Annotated in this window: 13 protein-coding genes; 5 read left to right on the top strand and 8 right to left on the bottom strand. The window is 71.2% G+C overall.

Going from position 1 to position 18050, the window contains the following annotated elements:
• The first annotated feature begins 35 nt into the window (after positions 1–35).
• On the top strand, positions 36–1157 hold the full coding sequence (locus ACLJQZ_RS38655) for a cellulose-binding domain-containing protein (RefSeq protein WP_410625458.1): 1122 nt from the start codon (positions 36–38) through the stop codon (positions 1155–1157).
• On the opposite strand, the gene mgrA is transcribed toward ACLJQZ_RS38655, so the two are convergent.
• Both mgrA and ACLJQZ_RS38645 read right to left on the bottom strand, forming a co-directional pair.
• On the bottom strand, positions 1154–2146 hold the full coding sequence (mgrA, locus tag ACLJQZ_RS38650; RefSeq protein WP_410625456.1) for an L-glyceraldehyde 3-phosphate reductase: 993 nt from the start codon (positions 2144–2146) through the stop codon (positions 1154–1156). The two genes, ACLJQZ_RS38655 and mgrA, sit on opposite strands and share 4 nt — an antisense overlap.
• 48 nt (positions 2147–2194) lie before the next feature.
• Positions 2195–3427 (bottom strand): AGE family epimerase/isomerase, encoded by a 1233-nt coding sequence (locus tag ACLJQZ_RS38645; RefSeq protein ID WP_410625455.1) that lies wholly within the window; start codon positions 3425–3427, stop codon positions 2195–2197.
• Positions 3428–3613: 186 nt separating this feature from the next.
• Between ACLJQZ_RS38645 and ACLJQZ_RS38640 the strand changes: the two genes are divergently transcribed.
• Complete coding sequence (locus ACLJQZ_RS38640) at positions 3614–4675, top strand: lytic polysaccharide monooxygenase (RefSeq protein WP_410625453.1); 1062 nt, start codon at positions 3614–3616, stop codon at positions 4673–4675.
• Between the two features lie 55 nt (positions 4676–4730).
• Here ACLJQZ_RS38640 and ACLJQZ_RS38635 read toward each other — a convergent pair whose 3' ends face one another.
• Positions 4731–5747: a LacI family DNA-binding transcriptional regulator gene (locus ACLJQZ_RS38635; RefSeq protein WP_410625452.1), complete on the bottom strand. Its 1017-nt coding sequence runs from the start codon at positions 5745–5747 to the stop codon at positions 4731–4733.
• Between the two features lie 196 nt (positions 5748–5943).
• On the opposite strand from ACLJQZ_RS38635, the gene ACLJQZ_RS38630 reads away from it, so the two are divergent.
• Both ACLJQZ_RS38630 and ACLJQZ_RS38625 read left to right on the top strand, forming a co-directional pair.
• On the top strand, positions 5944–7206 hold the full coding sequence (locus ACLJQZ_RS38630; protein WP_410625450.1) for an ABC transporter substrate-binding protein: 1263 nt from the start codon (positions 5944–5946) through the stop codon (positions 7204–7206).
• A 48-nt stretch (positions 7207–7254) separates the two neighbouring features.
• Positions 7255–7791: a GNAT family N-acetyltransferase gene (locus ACLJQZ_RS38625; protein ID WP_410625448.1), complete on the top strand. Its 537-nt coding sequence runs from the start codon at positions 7255–7257 to the stop codon at positions 7789–7791.
• Here ACLJQZ_RS38625 and ACLJQZ_RS38620 read toward each other — a convergent pair.
• The 5 genes from ACLJQZ_RS38620 to ACLJQZ_RS38600 all read right to left on the bottom strand — a co-directional run bounded on the left by ACLJQZ_RS38620 (position 7775) and on the right by ACLJQZ_RS38600 (position 16498).
• Positions 7775–8536 carry a GH12 family glycosyl hydrolase domain-containing protein gene (locus tag ACLJQZ_RS38620; protein WP_410625446.1) on the bottom strand — a complete coding sequence of 254 codons (762 nt, stop codon included), beginning with the start codon at positions 8534–8536 and terminating at the stop codon, positions 7775–7777. The two genes, ACLJQZ_RS38625 and ACLJQZ_RS38620, sit on opposite strands and share 17 nt — an antisense overlap.
• A gap of 82 nt (positions 8537–8618) precedes the next feature.
• A complete protein-coding gene (locus ACLJQZ_RS38615; RefSeq protein WP_410625444.1) occupies positions 8619–10415 on the bottom strand; it encodes a glycoside hydrolase family 6 protein in 1797 nt (598 codons plus the stop codon).
• Between the two features lie 30 nt (positions 10416–10445).
• Positions 10446–11987 (bottom strand): cellulase family glycosylhydrolase, encoded by a 1542-nt coding sequence (locus ACLJQZ_RS38610; protein WP_410625442.1) that lies wholly within the window; start codon positions 11985–11987, stop codon positions 10446–10448.
• A gap of 10 nt (positions 11988–11997) precedes the next feature.
• Complete coding sequence (locus ACLJQZ_RS38605) at positions 11998–14913, bottom strand: glycoside hydrolase family 48 protein (RefSeq protein ID WP_410625441.1); 2916 nt, start codon at positions 14911–14913, stop codon at positions 11998–12000.
• A 589-nt stretch (positions 14914–15502) separates the two neighbouring features.
• The gene (locus tag ACLJQZ_RS38600) at positions 15503–16498 is read right to left on the bottom strand and encodes a LacI family DNA-binding transcriptional regulator (protein ID WP_326951552.1); all 996 of its coding nucleotides are present in this window, start codon (positions 16496–16498) and stop codon (positions 15503–15505) included.
• Positions 16499–16747: 249 nt separating this feature from the next.
• Between ACLJQZ_RS38600 and ACLJQZ_RS38595 the strand changes: the two genes are divergently transcribed.
• A complete protein-coding gene (locus tag ACLJQZ_RS38595) occupies positions 16748–18049 on the top strand; it encodes an ABC transporter substrate-binding protein (protein ID WP_410625439.1) in 1302 nt (433 codons plus the stop codon).
• Position 18050: the final 1 nt, after the last annotated feature.

The raw sequence follows: 18050 nt of genomic DNA, 5'->3' as shown, positions 1-18050 counted from the left end.
TGTCCGGTGTCCCGGTTACCGGGAAAGGAAGCCCGATGAAGAGGTTCGCCGGTGCCCTGGCCGGGCTCTGCCTCGCCGCGGCGGGCACCACCGCGGTCCTCGCCGCGGGTCCGGCCGCCGCCGCCCCCGCCTGCGGCGTCGACTACCGCGTCGACCAGTGGGCGACCGGGTTCACCGCCCAGGTCACCGTCACCAACGGCGCCACCGCGCTCTCGTCGTGGACCCTCTCCTGGCACTACGCGGGCACCCAGGCCGTGACGTCGGCCTGGAACGCCACCGTCCGCCAGTCCGGCACGGCGGTGACCGCGGAGAGCCTGGCCTACAACGCGTCCCTGCCCGCCGGCGGCACCGTGACGTTCGGCCTGCAGGGCACCTATTCCGGCACCAATCCCGCACCGGGCGACTTCGCGCTCAACGGCGTCTCGTGCGGTGGCGACGCCCCACCCACCCCGACCACCACCACCACTTCTTCGCCGCCGCCCGCGGGGTGCGCCGACGTCTGCGACGACTTCGAGCAGCAGACCGGCACGACACCGGGCGGCCGGTGGACCGGCGGCGCGGCGAACTGCCAGGGCACCGGCACGGTCACCGTCGACAACACGGTCGCGCACTCGGGCACCCGCTCGGTCAAGGTCACCGGGCAGGGCGGGTACTGCAACCACGCCTTCCTCGGCACGACCCTGGCCGCCGGGAGCGTGCGGTACGGCCGGTTCTGGGTCCGCCACACGACGCCGCTGCCGGCCGGGCACGTCGCGTTCCTGGCGCTGCGGGACACCGCCGACGGTGGCCGCGACCTGCGGGCCGGCGGCCAGAACCGGGCGCTGCAGTGGAACCGCGAGTCCGACGACGCGACCCTGCCCGCGCAGAGCCCGGCCGGCGTCGCCCAGAGCGTGCCGCTGGCCACCGGGACCTGGTCGTGCTTCGAGTTCGAGGTCGACGGCCCCGGCGGGCAGCTGCGGACCTGGCTGAACGGCGCCGAGGTGCCCGGCCTGGTCGTCGACGGCGTGCCGACCCCCGACGTCGACCAGCAGTGGCTCGCCCGCGCGTGGCACCCGTCGCTCACCGACCTGCGCCTGGGCTGGGAGAGCTACGGCACCGACCCGGACACCCTGTGGTTCGACGACGTCGCCACCGGCCCCGCCCGGATCGGCTGCTAAGCCACGACGCGGTCGATCTCCGCCAGCTCCTCGTCCGTGAAGTCCAGGTTCGCCACCGCCGCGACCGTGTTCTCCAGCTGCGCGACACTGCTCGCCCCGATCAGCGCCGACGTCACCCGGCCGCGCCGCAGGATCCAGGCGATCGCCAGCTGCGCCAGCGACTGGTCACGCCGCTGGGCGACGTCGTTCAGCGCGCGGATCCGGCCCAGGGTCTCCTCGGTGATCCGGTCCTGGGTCAGGAACGGGCTGGCCCCCGCGGCGCGGGAGTCGGCCGGGATGCCGTCCAGGTAGCGGTCGGTCAGCAGGCCCTGGCTCAGCGGCGAATACGCGATCGAGCCGACGCCGTGCTCGGCCAGGGTGTCCAGCAGGCCGTCCTCGACCCAGCGGTTCAGGATCGAGTACGACGGCTGGTGGATCAGCAACGGCGTGCCGAGCTCGCCCAACGCCCGCAGCGCGGCTTCCGTCTGCTCGGGCGAGTAGTTGGAGATGCCCGCGTAGAGCGCTTTCCCCGACCGGACCGCCGTGTCCAGGGCACCCATGGTCTCCTCGATCGGGGTGTCCGGGTCCGGGCGGTGCGAGTAGAAGATGTCGAAGTGGTCCAGACCGGTGCGGGCCAAGCTCTGATCCAGGCTCGCGAGGACGCTCTTGCGCGAACCCCACTCACCGTACGGGCCGTCCCACATCAGGTAACCCGCCTTGGACGAGACCAGGATCTCGTCGCGGTACGGCCGGAAGTCGGCCGCGTAGTGCTTGCCGAAGTTCGCCTCGGCCGCGCCCGGCGGCGGGCCGTAGTTGTTGGCCAGGTCGAAGTGCGTCACCCCGAGGTCGAACGCCCGCCGCAGCACCGCCCGCTGGACGTCGAGGGGCTTGTCGTCCCCGAAGTTGTGCCACAGGCCGAGCGACACGGCGGGCAGCTTGAGCCCGCTGCGCCCGGCCCGTCGGTACGGCATGCCCGCGTAGCGGTCTCCGGCGGCGGCGAAAGGCGACATGATTCTCCTTGTCGGGAGGGAAAAGGCCCCCGCAGTCTACGGGCGTGATCAGCTTCCTTCGGTGACCGCGCCCCGGTCGAGGGACAGAGCCCCGGCGAACGACACCGCCGGCGCCAGCACGGGCAGCAGCGTCGCCTGGTAGGCGTGGTAGACGTCCGGCTTCCCCGCCCAGACCGTCGCGGCGGGGCGGTTGCGCGGGTCCAGCTCGTGGTGCCAGGACCCGCGTTCGCGGTCGACGAAGCACGCTTCGGTGTGCTCGCACCACTCTTCGAACCGGGCCAGGTACTCCGGGTCGCCGGTCTCCTGGTGCAGCGTCCAGGCGGCGGCGATCGCCTCGGCCACCACCCAGTGGAGGCGGTTGCGCACCACCGGGACGCCGTCGAAGTCCGTGGTGTAGACGAAGCCCGGGTGGCCGTCGACGGCCCAGCCGTCCCGCACCGCCGTGGCGAACAACGCCTCCGCGTCCGGCAGCAGCCACCCGGGTGCCGCGGCGCCGAGCGCGCGCTTCAGGTGAACCGCCAGCCGGGACCACTCGAGCAGGTGCCCGATGGTGACCCCGAACGGGCGGAACGGGTGCGCGGGCTCGTCCCGGTTGAACTCCAGCCGCACGTGCCAGTCCGCGTCGTAGTGCTCCGGCAGGCGCCAGCCGTGCGCGCGGGCTTCGCCGTGCACCAGGTGCTCCACAATGGACAACGCGCGGGCGGCCCAGACCGGGTCGCCGGTGACATCGTTGACAGCGAGCAGCGCTTCGACGGTGTGCATGTTGGCGTTGGCGCCGCGGTAGGTCTCCAGGCGCGTCCAGCCGCGGTCCCAGACGTCGGCGACCCGGCCCGGCCCCGCCTCCCAGAACCGGCGGTCGACGACGTCGAGGGCTTCGGCCAGCAGCGCGTCCGCTCCGTCGGCTCCGGCGGCCACCGCGCTCGTGGCCGCCAGCACGACGAACGCGTGCTCGTACGCGCGCTTCCCGTCGTCCACCGGGCCGGCCGCGGTCGCCGTGGCGAACCAGCCGCCGTGCTCGGGGTCCCGCAGCAGGCCGGTCAGCGCCGCGACGCCGTGCGCGACCTGCTCGGCCGCCCCCGGTACTCCTTGCAGCGCGGCGAGCGCGAAGACGTGCGTCATCCGGCAGGTGATCCACGTTTCGACGGGCCGGTCGAGGACCGGTCGCCCGGTCTCGTCGAGCCAGGCGAAGCCGCCCGCGGGGTGGGCCGCCGGAGCGGCGAAACCGAGCAGCCGGGCGGGTTCGGCCCGCACCCAGGCGGGAACCGAAGACGGAATGTCCACTTTCCGACAACCTTGCCTTTCTCGACCGGCCGGCCCGGGTGATCGGCCGGCTTTCCCAAGGTATGCCAGAGCTCGGACGCGGGTCACCCGCCCCCTCACCGGATGTTCCGCGAGCCGCCGCCACCGCGTACCCTGTAATGGGAGCGCTCCCAGTCTTCGACGCACGTACCCGACGAAGGGACCGACGTGACCAGGAGACGAAGTACGATCCTCGCCGCCGTCACCGTGTTGCTGGCGAGCCTGACCGCCGTGCTGCTGACCACGGGCACCGCCGAAGCGCACGGCGCCCTGATGAAACCGGGCAGTCGGACGTTCCTGTGCTGGCAGGACGGGCTGAGCTCGACCGGCCAGATCATCCCGCAGAACCCCGCCTGCTCGGCCGCGGTGGCCACCAGCGGCGCCAACTCGCTGTACAACTGGTTCGCCGTGCTGCGCTCCGACGGCGCCGGCCGCACCCGCGGCTTCATCCCGGACGGGAAACTGTGCTCCGGCGGGAACCCGAACTACGCCGGGTTCGACCAGGTCGGCGACTGGCCGCTGACCCACCTCACCGCCGGGGCGACGTTCGACTTCTCCTACAACGCGTGGGCCGCCCACCCGGGCTGGTTCTACACCTACGTGACCAAGGACGGCTGGGACCCGAGCCTGCCGCTGACCTGGGACTCGCTGGAGGACCAGCCGTTCCTGACCGTCGACCACCCGCCGGTGACCGGCCAGGTGGGGACCGTCGACGGCCAGTACAAGTGGACCGGCGCGCTGCCGGCGGGCAAGTCGGGACGGCACGTCATCTACTCGGTCTGGAAGCGCTCCGACAGCGCCGAGACGTTCTACGGCTGCTCGGACGTCACCTTCGACGGCGGGCACGGCGAGGTCACCGGGGTGCACGACCCGGGCACCCCGCCCACCACGCCGACGACCCCGACGTCTCCCCCGCCCACCGGCGGCTCGTGCATGGCGATGTACGAGATCACCAACACCTGGAGCGGCGGCTACCAGGCCACGGTGACGATCATGAACCACAGCACCACGGCGTACTCCGGCTGGCAGGCGGGCTGGACGCTGCCCACGGGCCAGACGGTCGGCAGCGTCTGGAACGGCACGCTGAGCCAGTCCGGCTCGGTGGTCACGGTCCGCGACGCGGACTGGAACGGCCGGATCCCGCCGGACGGCGAGACGACGTTCGGCCTGGTCGTGAACACCACCGGCACCAACCCGGCCCAGCCGTCGCCCACCTGCCAGGGCACCTGACCCTGAAGGTCCGTGAATGGCCCATCGAGGGACTTCAAGTCCCTCGATGTGCCATTCACGGAGCTGGGCGCGCGGGGCCGGTGCTGCCGCGGGTGATCAGCGCCGGCGGGGCCGTACGGACGTCGCCCGCGTCGCCGCCCGTCAGCAGGTCCCGCAGCACCGACACCGCGAGCGCGCCGAACTCCGCGACCGGGCGCCGCACCGCCGTCAGCGCCGGGCGGACCAGGCGGCAGAGCACCGAGTCGTCCCACGCCACCACCGAGACGTCGCCCGGCACGGCCAGGCCCCGTTCGCGCAGCGCGGCGAGCCCGGCGACGGCGAGGACGTCGGTGTCGAACAGCAGCGCGGTCGGCGGCCGGGCCGCGGCCAGCAGCCGGGTGGTGGCACCCGCGCCGGCCTCGGCCGAGTGGTCCGTGTGGACGGTCCGGGCGGCGGGCAGCCCCAGCCGCTCCGCCGCCGCGGCGAACGCCTCGGCCCGCACCCGCGTCTGCACCAGCACCGCCGGCCCGGCGACCCACGCGACCCGGCGGTGCCCGAGTGCGGCGAGGTAGCCGAGGACCTCGCCGACCGCGGCGGCGTCGTCCACCCGCACCGACGGGACGCCCGGGCGGCCGAGCGGGCCGCCCAGCGCCACCGCCGGCAGGCCGATCCGCAGCAGCTCGGCGATCCGGTCGTCGTCGCGGCGCGGGCCGGTCAGCAGCACGCCGTCGGCCCGGCGCTCGCCGTGCCAGCGCCGGTAGACCTCCAGCTCGGTGGCGTGGTCCGGCGCGACCTGCAGGATCAGCGACGCCGGCCCGAGCTCGCGCTGGATCCCGGTGAGCAGGGCCAGGAAGAGCGGTTCGACGCCGAGGACGTCCGCGGGGCGGTCCAGCACCATCCCGACCGCACCGGCCCGGCCGCCGGACAAGGCCCGCGCGGTCTCGTTCGGCGCCCAGCCCAGCTCCCGGGCGATCGCGGTGATCCGGTGCCGGGTCGCCTCGGAGACGCCGGGGCGGCCGTTGAGGGCGTAGGAAACGGCCCCTTTGGACACCCCGGCCTCGCGGGCGATGTCGGTGATCGTCGGACGCTTCATCGCGCTCCTCCACTGGACCCGTTGCGCCACAAGAACTCGACCCCAGGGCTTGACCGATTCATCGCGTGCCCGTGTCCGTCCGGACACCCGCAGTCGCCCACCTTGACACCCGTCGGCCGCGGAAACAAGACTCCCTCCCCGGGAGCGCTCCCACCCTCGTGTGCGAGCGCGAGTCGCGAACCGGGAGTGCGCACACGTGAGGAAGATCCGAAGAACACTGGCGGCCGCCGTCCTGCTGGTCCTGACCGGGGGCTGCGGCCCCGCCACGCCCGAGCGCTTCACGCTCACGCTGGCGACGTTCGGGCAGTTCGGCTACGACGACCTGATCCCGGGGTACGAGTTCACCCACCCCGGGCTCACCATCAACCAGGTCCGGACCGAGCAGGGCGGTCCGTACCACCAGGACCTGCTGGCCAAGCTGCAGAGCGGGCAGGGCCTCGCCGACGTCCAGGCCGTCGAGGAAGGCCACCTCGCCGACGTGCTCGCGCAGTCGGCGAAGTTCGCCGACCTGGCCGCGATCGGCCCGCCCGACGTCAAGCCCGGGCGCTGGCTGGAGTGGAAGTACGAGGCCGGGCTCGGCAAGGACGGCAAGCTCGTCGGTTACGGGACCGACATCGGCCCGCTCGCCATGTGCTACCGCAAGGACCTCCTCGAGGCCGCCGGCCTGCCGACCGACCCCGGCTCGGTGAAGACGATGTTCGCGACCTGGGACAGCTACTTCAAGGCGGGCGAGCGGTACGTCAAGCGCTCGAAGGGCAAGGCGTGGTTCGACTCCGCCGCGCAGAACTTCAACGCCATGGTCAACCAGCTCCCGGTCGGCTACCTCGACCGGCAGGACCGCCCGACGTTCGAGACGAACACCGCGCTCGCGGCCGCCTGGAACCAGGTCACCACCGCCGTCGAGCAGGGCCAGTCGGCCGGGCTGACGGCCTTCGCCGACGACGGGAACGCCGGCCTGCGCGCCGGGACGTTCGCGACGAAGGTCTGTCCTTCGTGGATGCTCGGCGCCATCGAGCAGCAGGCCGGGCTGGCCAATGCGGGCAAGTGGGCGATCACCGACGCCTTCCCGGACGGCGGCGGCAACTGGGGCGGCTCCTACCTGACCGTGCCGGCGACCAGCCCGCACCAGAAGGAGGCCGCCGCGCTGGCCGCCTGGCTCACCGCGCCGGAGCAGCAGCTGCACGCGTTCCGGGCCAGCGGGAACTTCCCCAGCCAGGTCGACGCCTTCACCTCGCCCGACCTGCTCAGCGAGATGAACGGCTACTTCGGCGGCGCGTTGAGCGGGCAGGTCTTCGTCGCGCAGGCCCGCAAGGTCGGGAAGCCGCAGTACAAGGGCCCCGGCGACGGGAAGATCCAGGAGACGGTCGTCGCGCCGGCGCTCAAGGCCATCGAGCAGGGTGCGGACCCCGCCGCCGTCTGGCAGCAGGTGAAGCTGGGCGCGGCCCAGGTCGTGCCCTGACCGGAAATCCGGTGGAACGGACGCACCGGAGCGGGCAGGGTGCCGGGTATGACGACTCCCCTGCCCGCGCCTTGGCCGCACCTCGGGATCCGGCGTCCCGGCCCGGCCGACCACCTGCCCGTCCTGGGCGTCCTCGACGACTGGTGGGGCGGCCTCGGCGGCGAGGAGGGCATGCGGCAACGGGCCCTCCTCCTGCCGAGGCTGATGTTCCAGCACTTCGGCGACAGCAATTTCCTGGTGACGGCCGACGAGCGGATCGTCGCGTTCCTGATCGGGTTCCTGTCGCAGTCGCGGCCGGACGAGAGCTACATCCACTTCGTCGGCGTCGACCCCGCGGAGCGCGGGAGCGGGCTGGGCGCGGAACTCTACGAGCGGTTCTTCGCCCACAGCCGGGCGCACGGGCGTTCGGTGGTACGGGCGATCACGTCGCCGCAGAACAGTGGTTCGCACGCGTTCCACACCAGGATGGGGTTCGTCACCGAACCCGGGCCGGAGGAGTTCGAAGGGCGGCCGGTCCAGCCCGACTACGACGGGCCCGGGCTGGACCGGATGACGTTCCGGAAGGACCTCAGCCCGACAGGCTGAACGTCTTCACACCCAGCCCGGTCTGGCCCTGCCACGGCTCGAAGCCGAACTGGACACTCGTCAGGTACCAGGCGTCGCTGATCTTGCCCCGGTTCACGGCGTCCCGCGTGAAGTCGGTGAGATTGACGCCGAGGCTGTCGGTGCCGCTGGTCCGGACGTAGGAGATGACGTTCCAGCCGATGTTGCCGAACCAGACGTTCCAGGTCGCGCCGGCCAGCTGCGCGGTGCCGATGACGCTGCCGACCGGCTGCGGGGCCCCGCGGTGGTTGCCCCAGATCATCACCTCGGCGCCGGTGTTCTGCCCGGCCGGGTTGGGCGCCGGGTCGTACCAGACGTCGTAGGAGGCGTCCCACTGTCCGGCTTGGACGGTCGCGTAGTCCACCCGGGACGTCAGCGAGCCGAGCGAGCGGACCTGGCGCGGCAGGCCGCTGCCGGTGCTGCAGTTGCCGTAGTGGCAGCCGGCGTAGACCGACGGGTAGCTGCCCGGGGCGCCGTTCGTCGGCCGGTTGTGCGACGCCGTCGTCACGCTGAAGCCGGTGGCCGACACCGAGAGGCACTGGGTCGTGTCGTCACCCCAGTTGTTGTTCTGCACGATGTAGCGGCCACCTTGGATGCGCAGCGAGCCGTACTTGTCGCACAGCTGCGTGTCCGCGGCCGCCGGTGGCGCGGTGAGCACGACACCGCCGGACAGCAGCACGGCCGTGGCTCCGAACGACGCCATTGTGGCTCGTAGCCGGTTGCTCATGAAGACTCCTTCCGGTTGCGGAACGGGTGGAAACCCGGGCCGGACGGCGGCTGCGCAGGCACCGCCCGGCCCGGGAGATCGGTTACTGCACCGCCGGGTAGGCGTTCTGGACCAGCTGCTCGAACTGGGCCTCGAACCACTTGCCCGACAGCGGCGAGTTCGGCAGGGCGCCGGTCAGGTTGCCGCCGTTGGCCTGATCGCTGCCGTGGAAGGCCGGGTCGCACATCCCGTCGAAGCCCTTGCCTTCGTCGTTCGGGATCTGCTGGCTCGCGCCGTCGGACTCACCCGGCGGCTTGATCCAGACGTAGGCGTCGAAGTGCGCCGCGGGCGACGCGGTGGGCCGCACGCCGAGCCCGGCCCCGCTCTGGTTGCACCAGTTGCCGCGGTGCAGCCGCCGGTCGATCCGGCCGGAGTTCACATAGCTGTCCACAGTGGACCCCGACGCGCCGGTGGGCCGGGCCGAGCCGCCCCAGCCGTTGCGGGAGGTGTCGATCAGCATGCCGATGCCGCTCGGCAGGCCCGCGGCGACGAACGCGTTGTACATCGCCGTGGCGAACGGCACCTCGGCGAAGTACGGGTTCCACTGGTAGAACGTGGCCGACCGGAGGGGCTGGCCGCCGACGTTGAGGCTCGAGTCCGGCAGGTTCGGCTCGGTGAGCGGGGTGTAGTTCGCCGTGTCGCTGATGAAGCCGTCGATGCTGTTCACCCCGGCGGTCGTCCCCTGGAGCGTCTGCTTGACCAGGTTGACGAACGGGCCGAAGTTGCTGTCCCAGCCCAGCCACGCCGAGTGCGCGATGTCGAGGTAGTTGTAGACGTTCGAGATCGCGTGCAGCTTGTTCAGCGCGTACTGGATGCCCTGGGTGTACGCCCCGGTCGACTGCGCTTCGGCGCACTTGGCCGTCGCGGTGTTGGTGACCAGGTTGGGCAGCGAGTCCGGTTCGACGACCGCCACGACCCGCAGCGGCGCGTACTTCGAGTCCGACAGGATCGAGGCGATCGGGTCGATGTACTCGCTCTTGTACCGGGCCAGACCGCCCGAGCCGGCCTGCAGCTCACCGTTGGACGCCAGCGCCGCGCAGTCGCGGTTGGGCAGGTCGTAGACGACGATCTGGATCGTCACCGGCGTGCCGCCGCTCTGGGCGAGCGCCGCGTCGAGGTGCCCGCGCAGACCGCGGGCGCTCGACGTGCCCTCGATCGCCGCGATCCGGTCCAGCCACACCGCGGTCGAGGTGTTCGCCACCTTGGCCATCTGGGTGCCGAGCGTGCCGCCCTTGGCCGCGGCCGCGGCGGTCACCTCCGCGGACCAGTCCGGGTTCACGTACCCCTTGGCCCCGGCGTACGGGTTGTCCACGTGCGTCCCCGGCTGGGTCGGCGTGGTGGGCACCGTGGGCGTGGTCGGGGTGGTGGGCGTCGTCGGGGTCGTGGGCGTGGTGGTCGGCGTGCCGGTGCCGCCGTCGCAGTGGACGCCGTTGAGCGAGAACGACCCCGGGATGTCGTTGGTGCCGGTGTAGGAGCCGTTGAAGCCGAAGCTCGCGGTCGCGTTCGACCCCAGCGTGCCGCCCCACGACGGGTTCTTCGCGCTGACGTGCTTGGCGGTCTGACTGAACGTGGCGCTCCAGCCCTGCTGGACCTGCTGGTTGCCGGCGAAGTCCCACTGGACGTCCCAGCTCGAGACGGCGTCGCCCAGGTTGGTCACCGCGAGGTTCGCGGTGAAGCCGGTGTCCCACTGGTTGACGGTGTAGGTGACCTTGCAGCCGGTGGCGGCGACCGCCGGGCTGCCGCCGGCCACCACCAGACCGGCCACGACGGCCGCGGCCGTCACCGAGGACGCCACGGCGAGCCGTGACTTCCTCCTCGCGGACCAGAATTCACTCTTCATCGAGTGTGCTCCTTCTGTTCTGTTGACGGGTCAGGTGGTGCACGCGGTCGCGCCGACGGCGAAGCCACTGGGGTTCGGGGTCGAGGCGCCGGTCGCCTGGAAGCCGATCGACGTCGAGGCGCCGCCGGCCAGGTCGGGGGCCCAGGTGGGCGCCTTCGCGGTCGCCTGCGCGCCGGACTGGGTGACGGTGGCGCCCCAGCCGCCGGTGATCTGCGTCCCGGACGCCGCGGTCCAGCCGAGCGACCAGGCCTTCAGCGGGGTGGTGCCGGTGTTCTTCAGCGTCACGGAGGCGACGAATCCGCCTTGCCACGCGTTGTCGACGTGGTAGGTCACCGCGCAGCTCACCGCGGGCGGCGGATCCGTCGTGCCGCCGCCCCCGACCGGCGGGATCAGGTACGGCTGCAGGATCGCCTGCTTGGCCTGGTTGACGGTCGTCCAGTCGTCGTTGAGGATGCCGCCGGTGTCCCCGGAGTTCGGGTTCCACGACCAGTACGTGAAGCTCATCCCGGTGGTTCCGGTGCCGGCGTACTTCATCAGCTCCTGCAGCCAGACCTTGTCGCGCGGGTCGGCGAGCGTGGTGCCGAACTCGCCGAGCAGCACCGGCGCGATGTTCTGCTTCTGCAGGTAGCCGAAGAAGTGGTCCCACAGCGCGGGCAGGTTCGCCGGGAACGCCGGGTCGGAGAACCACGGCTGGGCGAACACCGACGTCGCGTACTCGTGCGCCGAGTAGACCAGCTTGTCCGCTTTGGACAGTCGCACCGGGAACTGCCGCGCGCCGGAGAGGTTGCCGCCCCACCAGCCGCACTGCGGGTCGCCGGTGACACTGACGCAGTCGACACCCTCCACGATGACCAGCCAGTCCGGGTTCGCGGCCAGGACGGCGTTGCCGCCGCGTTCGGCGGCGAGCCGCCAGTCGGTCGCGGTGTCACCGCAGCCCCAGCACGCGCCGCCGCCACCCTGGATCGAGTGCGGCTCGTTGTGCAGGTCGGCGCCGATCACCGTGGTGTTGCCCTTGTAGTGCTGGGCGAGCATCGTCCAGTCGGACAGCCAGCGGCTTTCGGGGTAGGCGCTGGTGTACCAGAGCGCGGACTGCGCGCCGGAGTCCGGCCGGTGCTGGTCGAGGATCACCCGCATGCCCTTGGTGCCGGCGTAGCCGATGATCTTGTCGAGCACCTGCAGCCCGGAAAGCCCTTGCAGGTCCGGGTTCTGGACGGCGTCGATGCTGTTCGGCTTGACACCCGGGTCGAAGAGCTGGTTGGAGTACGGCAGCCGCAGCGTGTTGTAGCCGAGGCTCGCCATCTGGTCGAGCATGTCCTTGTAGTTGCGGCTCCACAGGCCGTGCGGCGAGTAGTTGCCGGTCTCGGCGCCGAACCAGTTGACGCCGGTCATCCGGACCGGCGCGCCGGTGGCGTCGACCAGCTGGGAGCCGGAGGAGTGCCAGTACCCGGTGCCGGTGCCTGCGGCTTGTACCGCGGCTTGGGTCGTGGCCTGCGGGGCCGCGGTGGCCGGGGACGCCGTGAGAACGGCGCCCCCGACCAGTGCGGCGACCGCGAGTGCGAGCAGTCGCTTCATCGAGTGCCTTTCAGCCGAACAGGGCGACGTGGGCGGCGAACGCCGTGGCGATCTCCGACTGCGCCCAGAACCGGTGGTAGGTGAACGTCGGCGCGGCGCCACCGTCCAGGTAGGACTGGACCTTCGGCCACTGCGGGTCGTTCTTGTAGAAGGACCGCATCGAGGTGAACGTCGAGGAGGCGTTGATCGGGTCGCCGTTCGGCATGGTCCCGGTCCAGCCCGTCGGGACGTAGGGCCCCTGGTCCGTGGTGGCGTTGTAGGCGTCGTCGAACCGGTTGTAGTCCGTCCGGGTCTCCGGCACCGCGATGCCCTGGGTGTCCGCGTTCGCCGACAGCGCCGTCAGCAGCTGCTCCCCCACCGTCTTGGCCTGGGCGTTGCCCGAGCCGGACGCGTAGTAGAGCAACGTCTTCGACAGCGAAGCCGCGACACCGACGTCGGTGCTGTAGTTCTTCACCGTGACGTGCAGACCGGTGTTGCCGCCCGGGCTGGTGGCGTTCCAGGTGTCCGGCGCGCCGCTCCAGGTCAGGTCGGACGGGACCTGGAAGCTCCCGCCGGCCCCGACCGTGGTGCCCGCGATGGCCCACGGGACCCACTTGTCGAGGATCTTCTTGGCCCGGGCGTCCTTGGTGGCCTGGTAGTACTCGGCGATGCGTTCCATGCCCCAGGTCTGGAAGCCGAACCACTGGTTGCTCGGCGGGTCGTGCCAGACCGGCTGCTGGTCGTAGAACATGCCGTAGAACGTCGGCGTGCCGGACGGCGGCGTGCCGTACTGGCCTTCCCAGCTGTTGGTCGCGCCGCCGGCGAGGCCGCCTTCGGACGACTGGAGCCACTGCAGGAACTCCATCTGCCGGCCGAGGCTGGTCGCCCAGTCGCTCGCGCCGGTCGCCGACGTCACCTTCAGGCCGGCGTCGGCCGACAGCGCGTACGCGGCCAGCGGGTTCTGGTAGCCCTGGTGGGCCGCGCCGTCACCGATGCGCCACGCCCACGCGTTCTGGTCGAGCGAACCGCCCCAGGCGTAGTACCAGGAGATGAGGTAGTGCTCGCTGTCCTTGCCGCTGCCCGCCGCGCAGGTGGACGCGCCGACGCAGTTGCCGATCTTCTTGAAGTACTTGTCGAACAACGAGTACCGCAGGTAGTCGCCCATCTTCGACGCCTTCTTGACGACGGCCGCGACGTCGGCGCCCTTGCCTTGTGCCTGGGCCCACTTCTCGGCCTGGAAGGCCACCTGCACCGCGCGGGCGTCCGCGTCCGGCGCGTCGGTGTACTTCCACTGCTTGGCGTAGGACGAGTCGCCGGTGAACAGGTCGAGGTAGCCGTTCTTGCCGCCGAACTTCATCGTGTCGCAGCTCGGCTGCGTGATGGTCTCCCACACCGACTCCTGCGAGCCGCGCTGGAAGGTGTTGATGAACGCGGGCGCGGTGTTCGTGCCGTCCTCGCAGTGGCCGAACTTGTAGATGTTGTCGACGTCGAGCAGCCAGTGCATGCCGTAGACGTCCGGTGAGCCGTAGGCGGCCTTCAGCTCGGCCGCGATCGGGTCGCTGCCCACGGCCACGCCGGTCTGCAGCTGCGACGGGTACGACTTCGGGCTCGGGTACTCCGCCGCGTACGTCGCGGGCTTGCTCGCGTTGTACCCCGAGTTGCCGCTCTGGTCGGCCGCGGACGGGATCGCGTAGGTCTCGATCGACGTCCACGCCGCGTTGAACGGCGTCCAGTCCCCGGTGATCTGCCCGTAGGAGGCCTCGAGCCAGAGGTAGTAGCTGAACGCCTCCGACGTCGTCTCGTGGCCGTAGTCCGGCGCTTCCACCATCAGCGTCTCGATGGAGTGGTAGGGCACCAGGATGTTCCCGAACTTGCGGAAGTAGCCGTTGTTCGGGTCCTTGATCTTGTTGTACTGCTTGAGGAACTCGACCTGGTAGTCCGATGTGGACGCCGAGATCTCGGTGACCGTCACGGTGGCGGCGGTGTAGCCGGTGCCGCTCGCGGTGAAGGTCGCGCTGCCGAGCGCTCCGCCGTTGTCGGCGCTCTTCACGGTGACGTTCTGCGGGGTGCTCCAGTTCGCCGTCGTGAAGGTGAGGCTCGTGGGAGTGGCCGCCAGGTCGGCGCTGCCCGTGGTCTTGGCGATCGCGACGGTCACGGGGCTCGTCGGGGCGCCGGCGAGAGTGACGCCGAAGGTCGTCGTGCCGCCCTGCTTGACCTGCGCGGTCGCCGGGGTGGCGACGATCGTCGGACCGGACAGGACCTTGACGCTGACGGGGTTCGACGTGGTGGAGGCGTTCTTGTTGTCGTAGGCCTTGGCCGTGATCGAGTAGGTGCCGGCGGGAACGTTGCCCCAGCTGCCCTCGAACGGCGCGGACGTGTCGGTGGCGAGCAGCGTGTCCCCGGCGTAGAACTCGACCTTGCTCACGGTGCCGTCGGTGTCGGCCGCGGTCGCGGCGAGCGGGATCGTGGCCGGGGCGTAGTAGGTGCCGGTCGACGTCGGCGACGTCAGGCTGACGGTCGGGGCCTTGTTGGCGCCGGTGCACGCGGAGCCGTTGACGGAGAAGTCCGTCGGCGGCCGGTTGGCGGACCCCTTGGTGCCGTTGAAGCCGAAGGAGGTGCTGGCCCCCGTCCCGAGGTGGCCGTTGTAGGAGAGGTTCGTCGCCGTGACCGCGGCGCCGGTCTGGGCGAAGGTGGCGCTCCAGCCTTGCTGGACCTTCTGGCCGTCGGGGAACGTCCAGCCGACCTGCCAGCTGTCGAGGGGCGCACCGTCGTTCCGCAGTGAAACGCTGGCCGTGAACCCGGTGTCCCAGTCGTTGGTGGTGTAGGTGACGGAGCAGGCCACGTCGGCGGCGAGCGCCGGTGGCACGGGGACGAGCAGGGCGGCCAAGACCACCGAACTCGCGACCAGCGGCAGTACGCCGGCCTTGATGGGATGAGGGGAACGCATGGCTGCGGAACTCCTTTGTCCGTAGGGAGCCAGCGATCTGGGAGCGCTTCCAGGCGCAGACGGTAGCCAGCCGGAAACACCCCTGTAAAGAATCGAGTCAGAAGCACACCGCCATCGACGGCCTCGACGTTGCCGACCCGCGAGTAGTCAGCCCGCTGAACACTCCTGAACGGCCCCACCCGTTCGTCACCCCGTCACCCAACCGGCCCAGCGCGCCGGTCACCCGCCGTGCCTTTCCGGCGCCGGCTTGCGCCAAAGGCGTACACCTGGACTAGGAGCGCTCCCAGCCTCCCCAGCCCACTACTCGCCACCGTGTCGTCCCTCCCGGTGCGCCGTGTCGTCCCCCGGATCACGCGTGTCGACCCTCCAGACACGTGAGCCGACCCTCCAGGCACGCGAGCTGACCCTCCAGGTACGCGAACCGACCGTCCATGCACGCGAGTTCGCCCCTTCCGGCCGTGCGGGAAGGGGCATCACCCGTGATCAGGAGGCCGACACGCGTGATTGGAGGGACGACACGGCGCTCCGGGAGGGCGGCACACAAACCCGGGGGTCGGGTTGCGTGGCTGGAGGGACGACGCGGCGGGGGTCAGCTGGAGCCGCGGATGGCCAGGGAGACCGGGAGGACCTGCTGGCGGGGCTTGAGGGCCTGGTCGTCGAGGAGCTGCAGCATGGTCTCGACCATGGCGTGGACCTGCTCGCGCGGGTCCTGGTGCACGGACGTCAGGGGCGGGTCCATGGCCGGGGCGAGGGTGGCGTTGTCGTCGAAGCTGACCACCGCGACGTCGGCCGGGATGCGGCGGCCGGCCGCGTCCAAAGTACGCAAAGCGCCCACCGCCATCATGTCGCTCGCGACGAAGACGGCGTCGAGGTCCGGGTGGCGAGCGAGCAGCGCGGACATCGCGTTCGCGCCGCCCGAGAGCGTGAAGTCGGCCTCCGCGGCCAGGTCGACGGGGTCGAGACCGGCGTCGAGCAGGGTCTTGCGCCAGCCGGCGAGCCGGTCGATCGCGGCGCTCTGGTCCTGGGGGCCGGCGATCGTGCCGATCTTGCGGCGGCCGGACGCGACCAGGTGTTCCACGGCCAAGCGCGCGCCGCCCTCGTTGTCGAAGTCGACGACGTGGACGCCGCGGCGGATGCCCGCCGCCTGGCCGCCGAACACGACCGGGATGCGCAGCAGCCGCAACGCCTTGGGCAGCGGGTCGGCCCGGTGCGGGGCGAAGACCAGCGCGCCGTCGACGTGGCCGCCTTCGAGGAACCGGACGGTCTTGCTCAGGTCTTCGCGCGTGTCACTGAAGATCAGCACCATCTGCCGGCCGATGTCGGCGAGCTCGCGGTAGCCGGCGCGCATGACGGCCGTGCGGTACGGGTCGTCGAGCAGCCGGGCCTCCGGCTCCGAGAGCACCACGGCGATCGCCCCGGTCCGCCGGGTGACCAGCGAGCGGGCCGCCTGGTTCGGGGAATAGCCCAGGTCACGGGCCGCGGCCTGGACCTTCTCCCGCGCCGCCGCGCTGACGTACGCGTCGTCGTTCAACGCCCGCGACGCCGTCGACCGCGACACGCCGGCGAACGCCGCGACGTCCTCCAGCGTCGGCCGCTCTTCATCCCCTGCTCGAGGCCCCACGGCACCGCCCTCGCTCACCACACCCACCCGGACGCCCCCAGCTTATCGCCCGCGCATCCCAGGGTCCGGGAGCGCTCCTCGCAGGAAACGCTCCGGTTACAGCCCCTTGACACCGCTGGAGGCCACAAGCAGACTCTGCGACACCTGGGAGCGCTCCCAGACCGGCTCCCAGTAGTGAGAGCGCTCATTCCCGTCAACAAGGTGGTTGGACACGTGAGAACGATCCGGAACGGCCTGGTCCTCGCACTGGGCATCACGATGACGGCGCTCGGCGCCACGGCCTGCGGTGGCGGCGGTGACGCGACCCCGCCGGCGGCCGGCCCCAACGAGCACGTGGACCTGACGCTGGCGACGTTCACCGAGTTCGGCTACGAGGCCCTCATCCCGGAATACGAGCGGCTGCACCCCAACATCAAGATCACCCACCGCAAGACCGGCCAGGGCGGGCCCTACCACCAGGACCTGATCACCAAGCTGGCCGCGGGCTCCGGCCTCGCCGACGTCACGGCGGTCGAGGAGGGCCACCTGTCCGACGTCCTCGACAAGGGCTCGAAGTTCAACGACCTGACCAAGATCGGCCCCGCCGACGCCTCCCCCGACCGCTGGCTCGGCTGGAAGTACGACGCCGCGAAGACCAAGGACGGCAAGGTCATCGGCTACGGCACGGACATCGGGCCGCTCGCCATGTGCTACCGCAAGGACATGTTCGCCGCGGCCGGCCTGCCGACCGACCCCGAAGCCGTGAAGCCGCTGTTCGCCACCTGGGACAGCTACTTCGCCGCCGGTGCCGACTACGTGGGCAAGAGCAAGGGCAAGGCCTGGTTCGACTCCGCCGCGCAGAACTTCAACGCGATGGTCAACCAGCTCCCGCAGGGCTACATCGGCAGTGACGACAAGCTCGCCGTCGAGGGCAACCAGGGCATCAAGGACGCCTGGACGAAGGTCACCGACGCCGTCGCCAAGGGCGAGTCGGCCAAGCTCACCGCGTTCAGCAACGAGTGGAACTCCGGCTTCAAGCAGGGCGCGTTCGCCACGAAGGTCTGCCCGGCGTGGATGCTCGGCGTGATCAAGGAGCAGGCCGGCCCGGAGAACGCCGGCAAGTGGGCGGTCACCGCGGCCTTCCCCGGTGGCGGCGGCAACTGGGGCGGTTCGTACCTGACCGTGCCGACGCAGTCGAAGCACCCGAAGGAGGCCGCCGAGCTCGCGGCCTGGCTGACCGCGCCGGAGCAGCAGATCAAGGCGTTCCAGGCGAAGGGCACCTTCCCGAGCCAGGTCAAGGCGCTCTCGGACCCCGCGCTGCTGAGCCAGACCGACGCCTACTTCGGCAACGCGAAGGTCGGCGAGCTGTTCGCCGAGCAGGCCAAGAAGGTCCAGAAGCCGCAGTACAAGGGCCCCGGTGACGGCCAGATCCAGGAGAACGCCTCCAGCCCGGCGCTGCAGGCGGTCGAACAGGGCAAGTCGGCGGCGGACGGCTGGCAGCAACTGGTCGACTCGGCGAAGAAGATCACCCGCTGAC

It is taken from the genome of Amycolatopsis sp. cmx-8-4 (assembly GCF_046548675.1).
Lineage (GTDB): Bacteria > Actinomycetota > Actinomycetes > Mycobacteriales > Pseudonocardiaceae > Amycolatopsis.
Note: the sequence above shows the minus strand (reverse complement) of the source record. Positions and strands in the feature narration are given on the sequence as shown.